A 16,230-nucleotide genomic window follows, 5' to 3' on the forward strand; every position below is an offset into this window, starting at 1 on the left:
CCGTTCAGAACCAGTACAGGCATTTCATGATTCAAGACTTCTCCTCCATCATCGACCGCTTCGGTATCGGCAGCCGCGGAAGTTCGGCTGTCGTGCATCAAGGCACCGGCTATTTCGCCGTGACGCCTCAATCCCCTTATGACGGTGATTTGAGCACTGCCGAACAGACCCGGCAACTGCTCGCCAAAGCCGAAGCGCGGCTTGCCGAAATCGGCAGCGCCAAGCAGGGCCTGATCTTCTGCGCGATCATATTGGCCGACATGGACGGTTATGCCGAAATGAACGAGGTCTGGGACGCCTGGGTTTCGGGCATGGCTCCGCCCGCCCGGGCCTGTTTCGAGGCGCGGCTTGCCAATCCCAATCTGAAAGTCGAGATGATCATGGTGTGCGCTGCGGCATCGACCAAGGCGGAATAGCGGGCATTTCCGCAAGACCAATGCAGGTTTTGCATGGGTGCCCTGAGGCTTTGTTGCTTTTACAGGCAGGTGGGAAGGATTATATCCCTGTCATCGAACGACGCCGGAGCCAAGAACGGTTGCTGCCGTCAGACAGTCTCGGGAAAGGGACCCGATCATGAACGTAGCACGCTCTTTCAACAACTGGCGCAAGTATCGTCAGACCGTCACCGAACTCGGCCGCATGACCAGCCGCGAACTGCAGGACCTCGGCATCGACCGCTCCGACATCCGCAGCGTCGCCCGCGCAGCCATCGGTCGCTAATCGCGATATTGCTGCCTCGACCATGCACGACGCCCGCCATTGCTGCGGGCGTTTTTGCGTCAGAAGATGCTCCGCGCGCGCGGCCTTTTTCAGACGTTCACTACCCCGTTTTCCGGTATGCATTTTTCGTATAGCTGCACTGCAACATAATGACTATCAATCGAGCAGGATCGTTGTATAGTCATACTTATCGAAGCAATGCACCTCCTCCCGCAGAGCTTCGTGTTATCAGACGGCCCACTCCTCCTCCCAGGGACGTCTGTAGGAATGGCGGCACTCCTCCTCCCAGCCGCTGTTCGGTTCTTTACGGAAAGCCTGCCGCACCTCCTCCCGCGGCAGGCTTTTTCGTTTTGGGGCTGAGGGTTTCCAGAATTCAAAATCACTCGTTCGAGAGAAGCCGCTCAGGCGGCATCCGGATCTCGATTCGTGCCTTGAAGTCGAAGACGCGGTGAAGCGATTTATTGCCACATCGCCGAGAAGGGGGCGCGCGCGGAAAACGGTCTTCTGCGGATTCTCACGGCAACCGGATCTCCATAACGGCCAGCATCGCAGCCATCGCGGAAGCGCCGGAAGAGATGATTCGCCTCCAGCGCATCGCCGTATCGACCGGCCTTTTCTCTTCCTCGCTACCGGTCTTCTCTTTATCGCGCGGCCTATGTCGCTGAGGTACGCCTGATGCAAAGGAAGATCGTAACGATCGGTTAAAACGAGGTCATCCGCGGGGTCTTCGTTTACCGTTTGTTAACCATGTCGGCGCTAGAAACGGTCAACGATTTCTTTACGTAGATGACCAAAATGCTAACAGACGCTCGCGCTATTCGTATCAAGGGCCGTTCTTTTCTGGCGGTCGTGCTTGCTCCCGACCTTCCCTTCGATGACTGGCTTGTCAGGCTGGATGATCTCGCGGCGCGTTCCGCCGGGTTCTTTCTGGGCCGACCGGTCGTGCTCGATGTCACCGATCTGCCGATCGATCGCGCTCAGTTGAAAGAGCTCATCGCCGAGCTTGCCGGGCGCAGCGTCAATATCATGGGCATCGAAGGCGGCCGTCCTTCGATCCTTGGGCCAGGCATGCCTCCGGCACTCAAGGGTGGTCGGCCGGTCTCCGACGAGGCCGTCGCCAAGGAGCCGATCATCGAGCTGCACAACAGCGAGCCGAAACCGTCAGTGCCCGAGATGCGTCCGACCTTGCAGTCCATCGTCATTCGCGATCCCGTGCGGTCGGGGCAGTCGGTGATCTTCCCCGAAGGTGACGTGACGATTATCGGATCGGTCGCCTCGGGAGCTGAAATCATCGCTGGTGGCTCGATCCACATTTACGGGACCCTGCGTGGCAGGGCCATGGCAGGATCGCTCGGAAACGCATCGGCACGCATCTTCTGCCGCAAGCTCGAAGCCGAGCTTTTGGCAATCGACGGCATCTACAAGATGGCGGACGACATGGCCCCAGGCCTTCGCGGACATTCAGTCCAGCTTTGGCTCGAAGGGGATTCGATCATGGCAGAGAAACTTATTTGAGCCGCAACCGGCCAGCAAACAGGAGAGCAAGATGGGGAAAGTCATCGTAGTCACTTCGGGCAAGGGCGGGGTTGGCAAGACGACCTCGACTGCCGCACTCGGAGCGGCTCTGGCCCAGCGAAACGAACGGGTTGTCGTCGTCGATTTTGACGTCGGGCTGCGCAACCTCGACCTCGTGATGGGCGCCGAACGTCGGGTCGTTTACGATCTGATCAACGTCATCCAGGGCGAGGCGAAGCTCTCGCAGGCCCTGATCCGCGACAAGCGCCTGGAGACGCTGTTCCTGCTGCCGGCATCGCAGACGCGCGACAAGGACAACCTGACGCCCGAGGGCGTGGAGCGGGTCATTACCGAATTGAAGCGGGTCTTCGACTGGGTCATCTGCGATAGCCCCGCCGGTATCGAAAGCGGCGCCACGCTTGCCATGCGCCACGCCGATATGGCTGTGGTGGTCACCAATCCGGAAGTCTCGTCCGTCCGCGACTCGGACCGCATCATCGGTCTGCTGGATTCGAAGACGATGAAGGCCGAGCGCGGCGAGCGGATGGAAAAGCACCTGCTTCTGACGCGTTACGACGCTAACCGCGCTGAGCGGGGCGATATGCTGAAGGTCGAGGACGTGCTGGAGATCCTCTCCATCCCGCTCATCGGCATCATCCCCGAAAGCATGGATGTCCTGCGCGCCTCGAATATCGGTGCGCCGGTCACCCTGGCGGACGCACGCAGCGCACCGGCCATGGCCTATTTCGATGCCGCACGCCGGCTTGCAGGAGAAGTTCTGCCGATCACGATCCCCGGGGAAAAGCGGGGGATATTCGGCAAGATCTTCGCACGGAGGGCCGCATGACCATATTCAACCTTTTCCGCAAACAGCGCTCCGCACCCACGGCCCGCGAACGCCTGCAGGTGCTTCTCGCCCACGAACGCTCATCGAGCGGCTCGGACCTCGTATCCTTGCTTCGCGAAGAAATCCTTGCGGTGATCGCCAAGCACGTCCAGGTCGACAGCGACAAGGTGCAGGTCAAGATGGACCGCGACGAGAACGTCACGATCCTCGAGATCGACGTCGAGATCCCGTTGGATGCCGTCAGCCAGGCTGCCTGAGCCGGCAGCACTCGGCCAATTCGAATTTTGAACGCGGACAACCTGGTTGTCCGCGTTTCGTATTTCGCCTTCTTGCGCGAAGGAAGAAGGCCGGCTTGGCATCTCGCTCAGCCGGCAGCTCCTCTCGACCGTCTCGACGCGCTGAGTGGAAACGGCCGCCAATCCGGCCCGCTTGACAGGATTGCTGAAAACCGACAGTTATCGTCGTAATTCCGAGGGGGGCATCTTGACGATGCTGAGATGGCGGTGAGCCGGACCCTTGAACCTGATCCGGGTTATGCCGGCGTAGGAACGGAAATAGGCGTCGACCGACGGCACTTTCTCTTCTCCGCTTCACCTGGGTCTCCGTGATTGACTGATCTGGAGATCGACCGATGACATCCATTCTTTCCGTGGTTCCGCGAGGATATCCGGTCCTGGCGTGCAGGTTCGACGCGTAGCATCATGCGCGCGTCCCATGCGGTCATCGGCCTCGTCCTGCTTGTCACGCTCTGGCAAGCGGGCGTCTGGCTGTTTGCTCCGCCCCACTATATTCTGCCGTCGCCTGTAGCCGTCGCGTCCGCCTTCCTGCGGCAGCCTGGTTTCCTGCTGCAGAACAGCGCCGTCACGCTGATCGAAATCGCGCTAGGCCTCGCGATCGGGGCCGGCCTCGGCATTGCCACGGCCTTCGGCGTTGCGGCGCTGCCGCGGCTCGGCCGTCTCGTCTGGCCGATGGTGCTGATCCTGCAGGCCTTTCCCGTCTTCGTACTGGCGCCGATCCTGGTTCTCTGGCTGGGCTTCGGCCTCGCCTCGAAAGTGGCGATGACGACGATCATCATCTTCTTTCCGGTCGCCTCCGCCTTTGCCGACGGCCTTCGCCGCACCGATCAGGAAATCCTCGACGCCGTCTCGCTGGAGGGCGCCAGCCATTGGCAGACGCTGGTGTCGATGCGCGTGCCGCTGGCGATCCCGAGCCTCGTTTCCGGCCTTCGGGTCGCGGCACCCCTGGCGCCGCTCGGGGCGGTCGTCGGGGAATGGGTGGGCGCGTCCGGCGGGCTCGGCTTCGTGATGGTCCAGGCCAATGCCCGTATGCAGACCGACACGGTGTTTGCAGCGATGACCATACTGGCAATCCTTACCCTCATTCTAAGGCTTCTCATCGACCGGCTGACCGCCGGGCTCGCCCCGTGGGCTAGCGAAGCTGACCCTTCATCTTCATCCGCATCAGGGAGTTCCGTCCGATCATGATCCGTATCCTCACCGCGTCCTTCATCGCGCTGGCCAGCCTTGCCACTCCGATTTCTGCGCAGGCGGCCGACAAGCTGAGCGTGCTGCTCGAATGGTTCGTCAATCCGGACCACGCGCCAATGGTCATCGCCAAAGAGCGCGGGCTGTTTGGCGATGACCATCTCGACGTCGAGCTCATCCCGCCGTCCGATGCCTCCGCGGTGCCGCGGCTGGTTTCGGCGGGCCAGGCGGATATCGGCATCCACTACCAGCCAAACCTCTATCTCGACCACGAAGCGGGCCTGCCGCTCGTGCGGTTCGGTACCCTGGTCGAAACGCCGCTCAACACCGTCACGGTGCTGGCGGACGGTCCGATCAAGAGCCTCAAGGACCTGAAAGGCAAAAAGGTCGGCTTTTCCGTCACGGGTTTCGAGGATGCGATGCTGAAGCGCATGCTGGCTTCGGAAGGGCTTTCCAACGATGACGTGGAGCTGATCAACGTCAACTTTTCGCTGTCGCCGTCGCTGATCGGGGGCAAGGTGGATGCGACGCTTGGCGGTTTCCGCAACTTCGAGCTGACCCAGATGAAGCTGGAAGGCCATGCGGGGCGGGCGTTTTTCCCGGAAGAGCACGGGGTTCCTGCTTATGACGAGCTGATCTTCGTCACCCGCCGCGATCTTGCTGGCGACAACCGGCTGCCGCGTTTCCTGCATGCGGTCGAACAGGCCTCGATCTACATCACAAATCATCCGCAGGAGGCCTGGCAGCTTTTCATCAAGGCCTATCCGAGCCTCGACGACGAGCTGAACCGCACCGCGTTCTTCGACACGCTGCCGCGTTTTGCCAAGCGTCCGGCCGCACTCGACCAGGGCCGTTACCAGCGCTTCGCCACCTTCATGAAGGAAACCGGGCTGATCAAGGCAGTGCCTCCGGTCTCCGACGTCGCGGTCGAAATCAAATAGGCCAAGTTGCTGATATCGTTTGATTTGAGCTCCGGGATTCGCGTAACGTGATTTTCATGCCAGACAGGCTTTCCACGTTACGTGACCCGGAGTTTGCTTGACCATCGGACTTGCCCATGCGGAACTGATCGCGGTTCTGTCCGCCGTCACCGGCGACGAGCCGCGCGTGATGACGGTACGCTCGGGAGATGCGCTGCCGTCCGGCCCTTTCGAGCTCGGCCATCGCAGCCTGCAGGCCGGGCTTCGCGAATGGGTCGGGGACCAGACGGGCCATCCGCTCGGTTATCTCGAACAGCTCTATACCTTCGCCGACCGCGACCGGACCCATGAGGATGCCGAGGGGCGGACGATCTCGATCAGCTATCTCGGCCTCGTCCGCGAACAGGCCGCACCCGGCGCCGGAAAACCCGGCTGGCACGGCTGGTACGAATACTTCCCCTGGGAGGACCATCGCGGGGGGAGGCCGGAGATACAGGCGGCCATCACCGACCGCCTGCAGGATTGGGTCACTTCGGAAACGGCGCGCCGCGAACACCGCCAGCGCCGCGTCGATTTTGCCTTCGGGCTAGACGGTGCCGCCTGGAACGAGGATCTCGGCCTGCAGCGTTACGAGTTGATGTATGAGGCAGGCCTTGTGACCGAGGCCGGTTGTCCGCCGGCCAAAAATTTCGGTCGATCGATGTTTGCCGATCACCGCCGTATCCTGGCGACCGGGATCGCGCGGCTGCGCGCCAAGATCAAATATCGCCCGGTAGTCTTCGAATTGATGCCGGAGAGTTTTACGCTGTCGCAATTGCAGCGCACCGTCGAGGCGCTGGCTGGCCTGACGCTGCACAAGCCGAACTTCCGCAGGCTGATCGACCAGCAGGAGCTGATCGAGGAAACCGGGGAGGCGACCAGCGAGACTGGCGGCCGGCCGGCCAAGCTCTTCCGCTACCGTCATGCGGTCCTCGAAGAGCGCGCGCTTTCCGGTTCGAAACTTCCGCTTTCACGCAATTGACATAAACTCTAAACGAGAATATGTCTCTGCGCCGGATATACTCACTTCGAGTATAAAAGGAGTCGCTCATGAATTCCCCGGTTTCGGTTTCCCAGCTTTACGATCGTGTCAGCCGCGTCATCCCGAAGGCCGAGTGGATGAGCTACGAGGCGGATGTCGCCGCGATCCTGGAGCTCAAGCGCACCCGCAACGCCGTCATCCTCGCTCACAACTATCAGACGCCGGAAATCTTCCATGGCGTCGCGGATATCGTCGGCGACAGTCTGGCGCTCGCCCGCAAGGCGATCGATGTGGATGCGGATGTGATCGTGCTCGCCGGCGTGCATTTCATGGCGGAGACGGCAAAGCTCTTGAACCCGGGGAAGACGGTGCTGATCCCGGACATGGCGGCGGGCTGTTCGCTGGCGGATTCGATCACGCCCGAGGACATCGCGCTGCTACGGCAGGCGCATCCCGGCGTGCCGATCGTCACCTACGTGAACACGTCTGCGGCGGTGAAGGCTGCATCCGACATCTGCTGCACCTCAGGCAATGCCAAGCAGGTGGCGGAATCGCTCGGCGTTCCGAAAGTGCTGATGATCCCGGACGAATATCTGGCGCAGAACGTGGCGCGGGAAACCAATGTGGAGATCATCGCATGGCACGGCCATTGCGAAGTGCACGAGCTGTTCAATGCGCAGGACATCCGCGATCTGCGCGAGGCGCATCCGGGCGTGGTGGTGCTGGCGCATCCGGAATGCCCGCCGGAAGTGGTGGCCGAGGCCGACTTTGCGGGATCGACCGCCGTCATGTCGGATTATGTCGGCCAAAAGAAGCCGGCCCGCGTCGTGCTTCTCACCGAGTGCTCGATGAGTGACAATGTCGCCGTGCATCATCCGGATGTAGAATTCGTGCGGCCCTGCAACCTCTGCCCGCACATGAAGCGGATCACGCTCGCCAACATCCGCAAGGCGCTGGAGGAAAACCAGCACGAGGTGACTGTCGATCCGTCGATCGCGGTTGCCGCCCGCCGCGCCGTCGAGAGGATGCTCGCCATATGACCGAGATACTCGACCATCTCGCCGACCGCATCGCGATCGTCGGCAGCGGCCTGGCGGGCCTTGTGACGGCGCTGACCTTGGCGCCGCAGCCCGTCGTGCTGATCACCCGCGCCGCCTTGGGTGCGGAAACGTCGAGCGCCTGGGCGCAGGGCGGCATAGCTGCCAGCCTCGGGCCAGACGACAGCGCGGACCTGCATCTGGCCGATACACTCGCAGCCGGCGACGGACTTTGTGATCCGGCAGTCGCCGCTTCGATCCTGAGGCAAGCCCCGGACGCCATCGCCATCCTGGAAAAACTCGGCGTGCGTTTCGACCGGGCCGGCGACGGTTCGCTTTCGCTCGGCCTGGAGGCTGCCCATTCGCGCCGCCGTATCGTGCATGTGGCGGGCGACGGCTCGGGCGCGGCGATCGTCCGGGCTCTGCTCGAGGCCGTTTCCAGAACGCCGTCGATTACGGTGCTTGATGGTGTTGAGGTTCGTCGGCTTTTGACGAATGGCGATGCGGTGTCCGGCCTGCTCTGCGCGGCGGGCTCGGGAGCGGTTGTTGTTCCGACCACGCGGGTGGTTCTGGCGACCGGCGGCCTTGGGGGACTTTATGATGCGACCACCAATCCCACCGGCAATTTCGGCCAGGGCGTGATGCTTGCTGCACGGGCGGACGCGGTGCTTGCGGATATGGAATTCGTGCAGTTCCACCCGACGGCGCTCGACTCCCAACGGCGGCCGCTGGCGCTGGTCAGCGAGGCGGTGCGCGGCGAGGGTGCGGTGCTGGTCAACGAAAAGGGCGAGCGTTTTCTCGCCCGCGAACCGGGGGCCGAACTGGCCGCGCGGGATATCGTGGCCCGTGCGATCAGTGCCGAGATCGCCCGCGGCGGGCGTGTCTTTCTCGATGCCCGGCCGGCGCTCGGAAACGGGTTCTCCAGACGGTTTCCGGCGATCGACGCCCTCTGCCGGGAGGCGAGTGTCGATCCCAATTCCGACCTCATTCCGGTTCGTCCCGCCGTGCATTACCACATGGGCGGGGTGGCGACGGACGTGAACGGCCGCAGCTCGGTGCCCGGCCTCTGGGTGGTCGGGGAGGCGGCTTCGACCGGTCTCCACGGCGCCAATCGGCTCGCCAGCAACTCGCTTCTGGAAGCCGCCGTCATGGGCATGCGGGCCGCGCAGGACCTCTCGGCGACCTCTGCCGGAACGCCTCATCAGGTCAACGCTGCCGAGCTGCCGGTGCCGGCGGATATTTCTACCGTGCGGCCGATCGTATCGCGGCATCTCGGCGTCCTCAGAAACGCCGGTGCCATTCATGGCGCTATCGCCAGCCTGTTGCCGCTCGTCGAAAGCGAAGGATCGGCCGCCGATCCAGCAATCGTCGCGTTGCTGATCGCCGTCTTCGCGTCGCTGCGAAAGGAATCCCGCGGCGCGCATGCCCGCACCGATTTCCCGCTGAAGCTCGCCTATGCGGAACGGAGGCAGATGCGCCTTGCCGATGCGCTGGATATCGCCCGCGCGACCGCTTCCCATCCCCTTGCCCGGAGTGCCTGACATGATCCTTGCCGCCCTTCCGCGACTTCTCGTCGAACCGCCGGTGCGCGCAGCGCTTCTGGAAGATCTCGGCCTTGCCGGCGACGTCACCTCGGCGGCCGTCATTCCGGCCAATCATCGCTCGACGGTTGTCATGGCGGCCCGCAAGCACGGCGTCATCGCCGGCCTTGATGCGGCCGAGCTCGCCTTCCAGCTCGTCGATCCGAAGATCGTCATGACCCGTCATATCGAGGATGGCGGGGCGGTGAAGCCCGGCGATGTGATCGCCACGATCGAAGGTCCGTCCCGCGGCCTTCTGACCGGAGAACGCACCGCCCTCAATTTCCTCGGCCATCTCTCCGGCATCGCCAGCGTCACGGCCGGCATCGTTGCGGCAATCGAAGGCACCAAGGCCTCGGTCGTCTGCACCCGCAAGACGACGCCGGGGCTTCGGTCGCTGGAAAAATACGCGGTGCGCGCCGGCGGTGGCATGAACCATCGCTTTGCGCTCTATGACGCCGTGCTGATCAAGGACAATCACCTGGCGATTGCCGGCGGCATCGCCGAATCCATCCGCCGCGCCAAGGCGGGCGTCGGACATATGGTGAAGATCGAGGTGGAGGTGGATACGCTCGACCAGCTTCACGAAGCCATGCAGGTCGGCGTCGATGCGGTGTTGCTCGACAACATGACGCCGGACCAGCTTCGCGAGGCTGTCGGCATCGTCGCGGGCCGGGCGATCACCGAAGCGTCCGGCGGGATCACGCCGGCGACGGCCGCAGCCGTGGCCGCCTCGGGCGTCGATCTGCTCTCCGTCGGCTGGATCACCCACAGCGCGCCGACGCTCGACATCGGGCTCGATTTCCGGTCCGCAAATTAGGTGACCGACGGCGCCGGAGGCTTCCGGTGTCGTTGAAAACAATGGTACATCCTTGATCCGGAACACCGAACGGGCAAGGAGTGCAAGATGCCGAGAATACCCGAAGACCAGATCGACGCCGTGCTGGCTCTTGTCGATGCCGAAATCGACGAGAGCCTCGCGCGCCTCTTCGACCTGATCCGTATTCCGAGCATCTCCACCGATCCCGGCTATCGCGATCAGTGCAAGGCGGCGGCCGAGTGGCTGAGCCGCGATCTCGGAGCGATCGGCTTCGATGCCTCCGTCCGGCCGACCACGGGCCATCCGATGGTCGTCGCGCATCAGAAGGAGGCGGCCGGGCCGCATCTGCTGTTCTACGGGCATTACGACGTCCAGCCGGTCGATCCGCTGGCGCTCTGGACGAGCGATCCGTTCGAGCCGCGGCTGGAGCCGTTGCCGAATGGCGATACTGCGATCGTCGCGCGCGGCGCTTCGGACGACAAGGGGCAGATGATGACCTTCGTCGAAGCCTGCCGTGCCTGGAAGGCCGTGACCGGCAGGCTGCCGGTGCAGGTCAGCATCCTTTTCGAGGGCGAGGAGGAGGCGGGCAGCCCGAGCCTTGCGCCCTTCCTCGATGCGACCGCGAGCGAGCTGAAGGCGGACATGGTCTATGTCTGCGATACCGACATGTGGGACCGGCAAACTCCGGCCGTCACCACCATGCTGCGCGGGCTCTACAGCACCGAGGTCGAGATTACCTGCGCCGACCGGGATCTGCATTCCGGCATGTTCGGCAATGCCGCCCGCAACGCGCTCCAGGTTCTCGCGGATGTGATCGCGAGCCTGAGGGCGCCGGATGGCGGAGTGGCGGTCGAAGGCTTTTACGACGGTGTCAAGGAACTGCCGGAAGCCATCAAGGCGCAGTGGCAGCGGCTGCCGTTCGACGAGAAGGGTTTTCTCGCCGATATCGGGCTCACGATCCCCGCGGGCGAAGCGGGCCGATCCCTCCTCGAACAGGTCTGGGCGCGGCCGAGCTGCGAGATCAACGGCATCAGCGGCGGTTATACGGGCGAGGGGTTCAAGACAGTGATCCCCGCCAAGGCGATGGCGAAGATCTCGTTCCGGCTGGTCGAGGGCCAAGTGCCGGAAAAGATCCGCGACGCCTTCAAGGCACATGTCGCGGCGCGCATCCCTTCCGACTGCTCGGTGACATTCAACGATTTCGGCCTGGCGCCGGCGACCGTGATGCCGATCGAAAGCCCGTTCCTGACGAAGACGCTCACAGCGCTTTCGACCGAATGGGGGTGCGAGGCGGCACTTGCCGGAACGGGTGGCTCGATCCCGATCATCGGCGAGTTCAAGCGCCGGCTCGGCTGCGACGCGTTGCTTGTCGGCTTCGCCCGCTTCGACAACCGCGTTCACAGCCCGAACGAGAAATACGACCTGTCGAGCTTCCACAAGGGCATCCGCTCCTGGGTGCGTATTCTGGCCGAGCTTGCAGACTGATCCTGTCGCTGCTCAGGCTTTTTCGAAGAGCGGCGAGATGACCATTTCCGGAACCAGGACAAGTCCCTTGTCGGTGATGCGGATTTCGGGGATGACTGAGAGCGGGATGAGGTTGAAGCCCATATAGGCAATGGTGCAGCCTGCCTTTTCCCATTCGAGCTTGAGGGCCTTCACCTCGTCGGCAACCTCGTGGACGCGCTTGTCGGAGAGCAGACCGGCGATCGGCAGCGGCACCATCGCCGTAACCTTGCCATCCATGACAACGCAGACGCCGCCCTGTTTTTCCTCGATCGCATCCAGCGCCAGCTGCATGTCGGTCTCGTTGGTGCCGGCGACGATGATGTTGTGGCTGTCATGGCCGACCGATGAGGCGACGGCGCCTTTTTTCAGGCCGAAGCCGTTGAGCAACCCATGTGCGACATTGCCGGACGATTTGCCGTGCCGTTCGACGACGGTGACGAAGCAGAGGTCGTGGCGGTCGAAATGCGCCTGCCAGTCGTCGGCGGGTTCGAGCGTCACCGTGACGTGGCCGAGCGTGATGCCGGGAAGTTCGGTACGGATCGTATGGGCGGTGACCGTGTCGGTCGGAAGATCGGGCGCCAGCTTGAGGTTTCTCGGCAGCTTGACGGTGTGGTAGGCGGCCTCTGGATAGCGATAGGGTTTTGAAAGCGCTTCATCCAGGATTGGCGTGATCTTGCGGTTGTCGACCACGAGTTCGCCGCCGTACCAGGTGCTGACTGGCTTCAGGTCGTCGCTCAGAAGCACGAGGTCCGCCCTTCGTCCGCCGCCAAGACCGCCGATCTCGCCTTCCATGCCGAAACGGGTCGCGCCGTGCAGCGAGCCCATCGCCCAGGCCTGTTCCGGCGTCATGCCGGCCTTGACAGCCTCGCGTGTCACCCAGTCGAGGCCGAAGGCGAGCAGATCCTCGGCGTCGCGGTCGTCGGTGCAGACGGCGACGCGTTTATGCGAGGCGCCAAGTTCGGTGATCGTCTTGATCGCATGCGGCAGGGAATGCCAAGGCGTTGTCGGCGGGCCACCGCGCAGGAAGAGCCAGACGCCGGCTTCGAGCAGGTCGTCGGCAATGTCGCGGTCGATCGCCTCATGGGTATCGGTGACGCCGGAAGCGGCGTAGGCGGCAACGAATTCCCGACCATAGACGTGGCCCGAGACCGGCCGGCCGCGCTGGAGTGCTGCTGCAAGAATGGCATGGCTGCGCTCGTCGCCCATCGCGACGGGGACGAAATCCATCTTTTCGCCGAGCGCCACGGCCTCCGGCCATTTGTCGAACAGTGCCGCGATTTTTGCCGGCGTCAGGTCGCCGCCGGCGGTTTCGAGCTGCGGAGACGTCGCCGGCACTGTGCTGGGCACGGTGAGGAAGATCGACAGTGGTGCCTGGCGCGCATCTTCAAGCATTGCCTCAACACCCGCGACATCCATGACATTGCCGATCTCGTGGCTGTCGCAGAAGATCGTCGTGGTGCCGTTGAGGAGTGCTGCCTCGGCATAAGCGCAGGCCGTGACCATCGAGGATTCGATGTGGATATGCGGATCGACGAGGCCCGGAGCAATGATGCCGCCTTTGGCGTCATAGAGTTTTGCCGAGCCGTTCCGGTAACTGCCGGCCGGTTTTACGGCGGCGATACGGCCACCCGAGACCCAGACCTCGCGACCGTCGAGAATGCGCTCCGAATAGGTGGACAGCACGCGCGCACCCTGGATGACCAGATCGGGGTCGCGACGGGCCGAGGCGACATCGGCGAGACGGCGGGTCATGGTCGAAAGCGGCTGAACGGAGAAGCGGGTAAGGGTGCTCATGAAAAATCTCATTTCCAGTACTTAGGGCAGGACAGGTGGATTGTAGGGAAAGCCGGCGAGGCAAGGAAGCGTCAATAGGGCGGGAAGACTATTGGAGCGTTGCCGAAATTCGAACTCTTGCGGCGAAATATGCTTCTTTTCAGCAACGCCAAGGTTTGGGATAGTGCTGTCGAGGCAATGAGAGGCGAACGATCCGATGGCCTATATCATCACCGAACCCTGTATCGACGTGAAGGACGGCGCGTGCACCGCAGCCTGTCCTGTCGACTGTATCTACGAGGGCGGGCGGATGTTCTATATCCATCCGGACGAATGCATCAATTGCGGCCTCTGTCTCTCCATCTGTCCGGTCGATGCCATCGCCTATGACGAGGAGGCGACCGAGGCGCAGATGGCATTCATTCCGGTCAACCGGGATTATTTCGGGCCCGAAGTGACCGGGTTGGGATCACCCGGCGGCTGGGACAAAAGCCGGACGAGGGCCATCGATCACCCGGTGGTGACATCGGCGCCCGTGCGCGAGGCGGCTCACTAAGCGTTGGTCCAGCTTCCGTAATAGGCGCGGGTGGCGGCGATCAGCTTGCCGCATCTCTCCCGCTCGATGGTCAGGCGCGGCAGGTCGGCCTTGGCCTGGGCCAGCAGTTCCTTGCGAGCTGCGTCGAAATCGACATTCACGAGCCTGCCGTCTCGCATGACCGGCTGGCCGGCGACATAGACGGCCTTGGCATGGGTGGCGGACATGCGGTTGAGGAGCACTTCTGCCTCATCGAGATCGTCGAAGATGCTGTCGGCGATCAGCGCGCCGTAGTCGATCACCGTAAAATCCTCTCCGAGCGGGGCGTTGACGACGGTCGCGCCGGTCTGGATTGCTGCGTCGAAAATACGGGCTGCAGTGAAGCTTCGCTCCAATTCGCGTCCGCCGTGCAGGAAGTAGAGAAGCCGCATTTCGCGCCAGAGATCCTGGTCGTCGTCGAAGGCGCTGCCGTCCAGCCCGATGCCGAAGCGCAGGCCGCGTTTGACCGCATCCGCCAGCGGCGCGATGCCGGAGCGCAGGCGCAGGTTGGCGGAGGGATTGGAGACGAGCTGGACGCCGCGTTCCGCCAGCAATTCATACTCGTCCGGACGGAGCTGCACGCCGTGTGCAACGGCAAGGCGCGGCGAAAGGAAGCCGATGTCGTCGAGATAGCGGACAATGCCTTGCGGGAAGCGACGGTCCAGCCATGCCCGTTGCCGCGGGCTTTCGAGCAGGTGCATATGGATGCGGCGGTTGTTGGCGGCCGACGCCTCGGCGATCGCTTCGAGCAGCGCGTTCGAGCACCATTGCGGGCCAATTGGGCCGTATTGAACATCGACTAGCGGATTGGAATTGGCCGCGGCAACGGCATCGGCGGCGGCGAGCTGATCGCGGAACGGGGCATAGCGTGGGGCGAGGGGAGAAAGAACCTCCCAGTCCGCCGGGCTCAGGAATGGCTTCAGCCTTTCGGGACCGCCGTCATAGGCCCAGGCGTCGTGGTCGAGAAGCGGGCAGGAGAGGCCAAGGCGGACGCCGATGTCCCCCGCCGCGCGGATCACCTCCAGAGCCTCGTCGACCATGCGAGCCGCATTGAGGGAATTGTGGCAATGGATGGTCGCGGCGACGCCTGTCTTTGCGAGGCGCCCGAAGGCGACGAGGGCTTCGAGATAGGCGTCGGTGTGGGGGCGGAGCCGCATGGTCGGGATCCACGCTTCCAGCGCATCGTCGAGGCTGCCGAAATCCAGCGTGCGGATGCCGTAGCCGTGGTCATGGGCGTTGACCGGCATCGGCAGAAGCAGCTCTCCACCGGAAAGCGGAATGGCCGAGGCCAAGGCGGGAAGGGCGGCTTGTGCCGCATCGCCGCGCAGGGCCTTTTCGTGGCCCGGATACTGTAGGAAACGCGTGTCCTCGTTCGATGTCACCGCTTGATGACCTCCGCGATCTGGTTGCTGAACTTTTCGAGATCGACGCTGAGCGCCTCGATCACGGCTTCCGTGGCGTGGGTGAGCTGACGGTTGTGGGGCGCGACGATGCCGACCTCCATGTTCTGCAGGCGGGAGCCGGCGATCGGCAGGGCGACCACGTCGCCGGCCTTCAACTCCTTCAGGAGACCGAGCGGGGTGAAGAAGGCGACGCCTTCGCCGGACAGGATCAGCGGTTTCAGCATCATCTGGTTATTGGTGGCGACAAGCGTGCGGCCGACACGATCGAGCGAGGCGAGTTCGACGGCGATCATCGAGCTCATCACCTCGTTGTCGAGCTGCAACAGCAGCTTGAACTGGGCGCATTCCTGCAGGGTGGCGCTTTTCTGGCGGGCCAGCGGATGGTGTTTTGCTACCATGACCATCAGCGGCATGCGCACGCCGTGGACCAGCTTGATATCGTGCGGCCGGGCGAGGTCGAAGGTGATGCCGATATCGCAGTCGCCGTCGGCGACAAAATGGAAAATGTTGTTGAAATTGTCGGCGCGGATGCGGAAATCGACGGCCGGGTTCTTGTGATGAAATCCCATCACGAATTCGGGCATGAACTGCACAGCAAGGCTGTCGAGGCAGGCGATGTGGACGCGGCCGGTGCGCTTGCCCTGCAGGTCGCCGAGATCCGATTTCATGATCTCGTAGTGATGAATAGTCTCCTTGACGTGCTTCAGCACCACCTTGCCGGCGGAGGTGAGGCGCAGGCCGTCGGAGAACCGTTCGAACAGCGGCGTGCCGAGCTCGTCCTCAAGCTTGCGGATTTGCCGGCTGACGGCGGAGGTCGCGACGTGCAGCTCTTCGGAGGCCTTGCGGATCGAGCCGGCGCGCGCAACTTCGACGAAATATTTCAGGATACTGGCGTGCATATTCATCCCCCAAGATCCTGAAATTCATACCATACCTGAAGCGTGTTGCGATCCTTCGGATTCGCTTGCCACGCTTCCGTTCCTTGTTGGATGCATGTCTTTACCGCAAAACCGCCGCACACTTTTGCGCG

General features: G+C 63.0%; 16 protein-coding genes and 1 riboswitch. Of the genes, 13 read left to right on the forward strand and 3 right to left on the reverse strand.

The features are described from left to right. Positions 1-26: 26 nt before the first annotated feature. From MOV63_RS06515 to MOV63_RS06570, 12 genes are all read left to right on the forward strand, one after another. Positions 27-416 (forward strand): RidA family protein, encoded by a 390-nt coding sequence (locus tag MOV63_RS06515; RefSeq protein ID WP_247032779.1) that lies wholly within the window; start codon positions 27-29, stop codon positions 414-416. A gap of 157 nt (positions 417-573) precedes the next feature. Further along, positions 574-720 (forward strand): DUF1127 domain-containing protein, encoded by a 147-nt coding sequence (locus MOV63_RS06520; protein WP_151043146.1) that lies wholly within the window; start codon positions 574-576, stop codon positions 718-720. A 786-nt stretch (positions 721-1,506) separates the two neighbouring features. After that, positions 1,507-2,235, forward strand: coding sequence for a septum site-determining protein MinC (gene minC / locus MOV63_RS06525; RefSeq protein WP_038543950.1), 729 nt, complete (start codon positions 1,507-1,509; stop codon positions 2,233-2,235). Between the two features lie 31 nt (positions 2,236-2,266). After that, entirely contained in the window at positions 2,267-3,082 is an 816-nt protein-coding gene (gene minD, locus MOV63_RS06530; RefSeq protein WP_038543948.1) for a septum site-determining protein MinD, read from the forward strand. Then, the gene (gene minE / locus MOV63_RS06535; RefSeq protein WP_247032781.1) at positions 3,079-3,339 is read left to right on the forward strand and encodes a cell division topological specificity factor MinE; all 261 of its coding nucleotides are present in this window, start codon (positions 3,079-3,081) and stop codon (positions 3,337-3,339) included. The genes minD and minE overlap by 4 nt, the downstream gene beginning before the upstream one ends. Positions 3,340-3,544: 205 nt before the next feature. After that, positions 3,545-3,648: riboswitch (TPP riboswitch) on the forward strand. Positions 3,649-3,783: 135 nt separating this feature from the next. Next, positions 3,784-4,566 (forward strand): ABC transporter permease, encoded by a 783-nt coding sequence (locus MOV63_RS06540; protein WP_247032783.1) that lies wholly within the window; start codon positions 3,784-3,786, stop codon positions 4,564-4,566. Further along, positions 4,563-5,507: an ABC transporter substrate-binding protein gene (locus MOV63_RS06545; protein ID WP_247032797.1), complete on the forward strand. Its 945-nt coding sequence runs from the start codon at positions 4,563-4,565 to the stop codon at positions 5,505-5,507. Before MOV63_RS06540 ends, MOV63_RS06545 begins: the two co-directional genes overlap by 4 nt. Before the next feature lie 97 nt (positions 5,508-5,604). Next, positions 5,605-6,507: an NrtR DNA-binding winged helix domain-containing protein gene (locus MOV63_RS06550; RefSeq protein WP_038543940.1), complete on the forward strand. Its 903-nt coding sequence runs from the start codon at positions 5,605-5,607 to the stop codon at positions 6,505-6,507. Between the two features lie 68 nt (positions 6,508-6,575). Next, positions 6,576-7,547, forward strand: a complete 972-nt coding sequence (nadA, locus tag MOV63_RS06555) for a quinolinate synthase NadA (RefSeq protein ID WP_247032799.1) — start codon at positions 6,576-6,578, stop codon at positions 7,545-7,547. Further along, a complete protein-coding gene (locus tag MOV63_RS06560) occupies positions 7,544-9,085 on the forward strand; it encodes an L-aspartate oxidase (protein ID WP_247032801.1) in 1,542 nt (513 codons plus the stop codon). Before nadA ends, MOV63_RS06560 begins: the two co-directional genes overlap by 4 nt. A 1-nt stretch (position 9,086) precedes the next feature. Continuing rightward, the gene (nadC, locus tag MOV63_RS06565) at positions 9,087-9,944 is read left to right on the forward strand and encodes a carboxylating nicotinate-nucleotide diphosphorylase (RefSeq protein WP_247032806.1); all 858 of its coding nucleotides are present in this window, start codon (positions 9,087-9,089) and stop codon (positions 9,942-9,944) included. A gap of 87 nt (positions 9,945-10,031) precedes the next feature. Beyond that, positions 10,032-11,429 (forward strand): M20/M25/M40 family metallo-hydrolase, encoded by a 1,398-nt coding sequence (locus MOV63_RS06570; protein ID WP_247032808.1) that lies wholly within the window; start codon positions 10,032-10,034, stop codon positions 11,427-11,429. A gap of 12 nt (positions 11,430-11,441) precedes the next feature. Here MOV63_RS06570 and MOV63_RS06575 read toward each other — a convergent pair whose 3' ends face one another. Further along, positions 11,442-13,244: an adenine deaminase gene (locus MOV63_RS06575; protein WP_247032819.1), complete on the reverse strand. Its 1,803-nt coding sequence runs from the start codon at positions 13,242-13,244 to the stop codon at positions 11,442-11,444. A gap of 196 nt (positions 13,245-13,440) precedes the next feature. Between MOV63_RS06575 and fdxA the strand changes: the two genes are divergently transcribed. Beyond that, on the forward strand, positions 13,441-13,779 hold the full coding sequence (gene fdxA, locus MOV63_RS06580) for a ferredoxin (protein ID WP_247032820.1): 339 nt from the start codon (positions 13,441-13,443) through the stop codon (positions 13,777-13,779). Here fdxA and MOV63_RS06585 read toward each other — a convergent pair. Next, positions 13,776-15,179, reverse strand: a complete 1,404-nt coding sequence (locus tag MOV63_RS06585; protein WP_247032821.1) for an amidohydrolase family protein — start codon at positions 15,177-15,179, stop codon at positions 13,776-13,778. The two genes, fdxA and MOV63_RS06585, sit on opposite strands and share 4 nt — an antisense overlap. Beyond that, positions 15,176-16,099 carry a LysR family transcriptional regulator gene (locus tag MOV63_RS06590; protein ID WP_309500816.1) on the reverse strand — a complete coding sequence of 308 codons (924 nt, stop codon included), beginning with the start codon at positions 16,097-16,099 and terminating at the stop codon, positions 15,176-15,178. Before MOV63_RS06590 ends, MOV63_RS06585 begins: the two co-directional genes overlap by 4 nt. Between the last annotated feature and the right edge of the window lie 131 nt (positions 16,100-16,230).

The sequence above is a fragment of the Neorhizobium sp. SHOUNA12A genome, from assembly GCF_023006505.1.
In the GTDB taxonomy this organism is placed as follows: domain Bacteria; phylum Pseudomonadota; class Alphaproteobacteria; order Rhizobiales; family Rhizobiaceae; genus Neorhizobium.

What these genes read in the sequence shown, in the direction of transcription:
- MOV63_RS06515 (WP_247032779.1), top strand. Translation starts at nt 27, where the DNA reads ATGATTCAAGACTTCTCCTCCATCATCGACCGCTTCGGTATCGGCAGC.
- MOV63_RS06520 (WP_151043146.1), top strand. Translation starts at nt 574, where the DNA reads ATGAACGTAGCACGCTCTTTCAACAACTGGCGCAAGTATCGTCAGACC.
- minC (WP_038543950.1), top strand. Translation starts at nt 1,507, where the DNA reads ATGACCAAAATGCTAACAGACGCTCGCGCTATTCGTATCAAGGGCCGT.
- minD (WP_038543948.1), top strand. Translation starts at nt 2,267, where the DNA reads ATGGGGAAAGTCATCGTAGTCACTTCGGGCAAGGGCGGGGTTGGCAAG.
- minE (WP_247032781.1), top strand. Translation starts at nt 3,079, where the DNA reads ATGACCATATTCAACCTTTTCCGCAAACAGCGCTCCGCACCCACGGCC.
- MOV63_RS06540 (WP_247032783.1), top strand. Translation starts at nt 3,784, where the DNA reads ATGCGCGCGTCCCATGCGGTCATCGGCCTCGTCCTGCTTGTCACGCTC.
- MOV63_RS06545 (WP_247032797.1), top strand. Translation starts at nt 4,563, where the DNA reads ATGATCCGTATCCTCACCGCGTCCTTCATCGCGCTGGCCAGCCTTGCC.
- nadA (WP_247032799.1), top strand. Translation starts at nt 6,576, where the DNA reads ATGAATTCCCCGGTTTCGGTTTCCCAGCTTTACGATCGTGTCAGCCGC.
- MOV63_RS06560 (WP_247032801.1), top strand. Translation starts at nt 7,544, where the DNA reads ATGACCGAGATACTCGACCATCTCGCCGACCGCATCGCGATCGTCGGC.
- nadC (WP_247032806.1), top strand. Translation starts at nt 9,087, where the DNA reads ATGATCCTTGCCGCCCTTCCGCGACTTCTCGTCGAACCGCCGGTGCGC.
- MOV63_RS06570 (WP_247032808.1), top strand. Translation starts at nt 10,032, where the DNA reads ATGCCGAGAATACCCGAAGACCAGATCGACGCCGTGCTGGCTCTTGTC.
- MOV63_RS06575 (WP_247032819.1), bottom strand. Translation starts at nt 13,244, where the DNA reads ATGAGCACCCTTACCCGCTTCTCCGTTCAGCCGCTTTCGACCATGACC.
- fdxA (WP_247032820.1), top strand. Translation starts at nt 13,441, where the DNA reads ATGGCCTATATCATCACCGAACCCTGTATCGACGTGAAGGACGGCGCG.
- MOV63_RS06590 (WP_309500816.1), bottom strand. Translation starts at nt 16,099, where the DNA reads ATGCACGCCAGTATCCTGAAATATTTCGTCGAAGTTGCGCGCGCCGGC.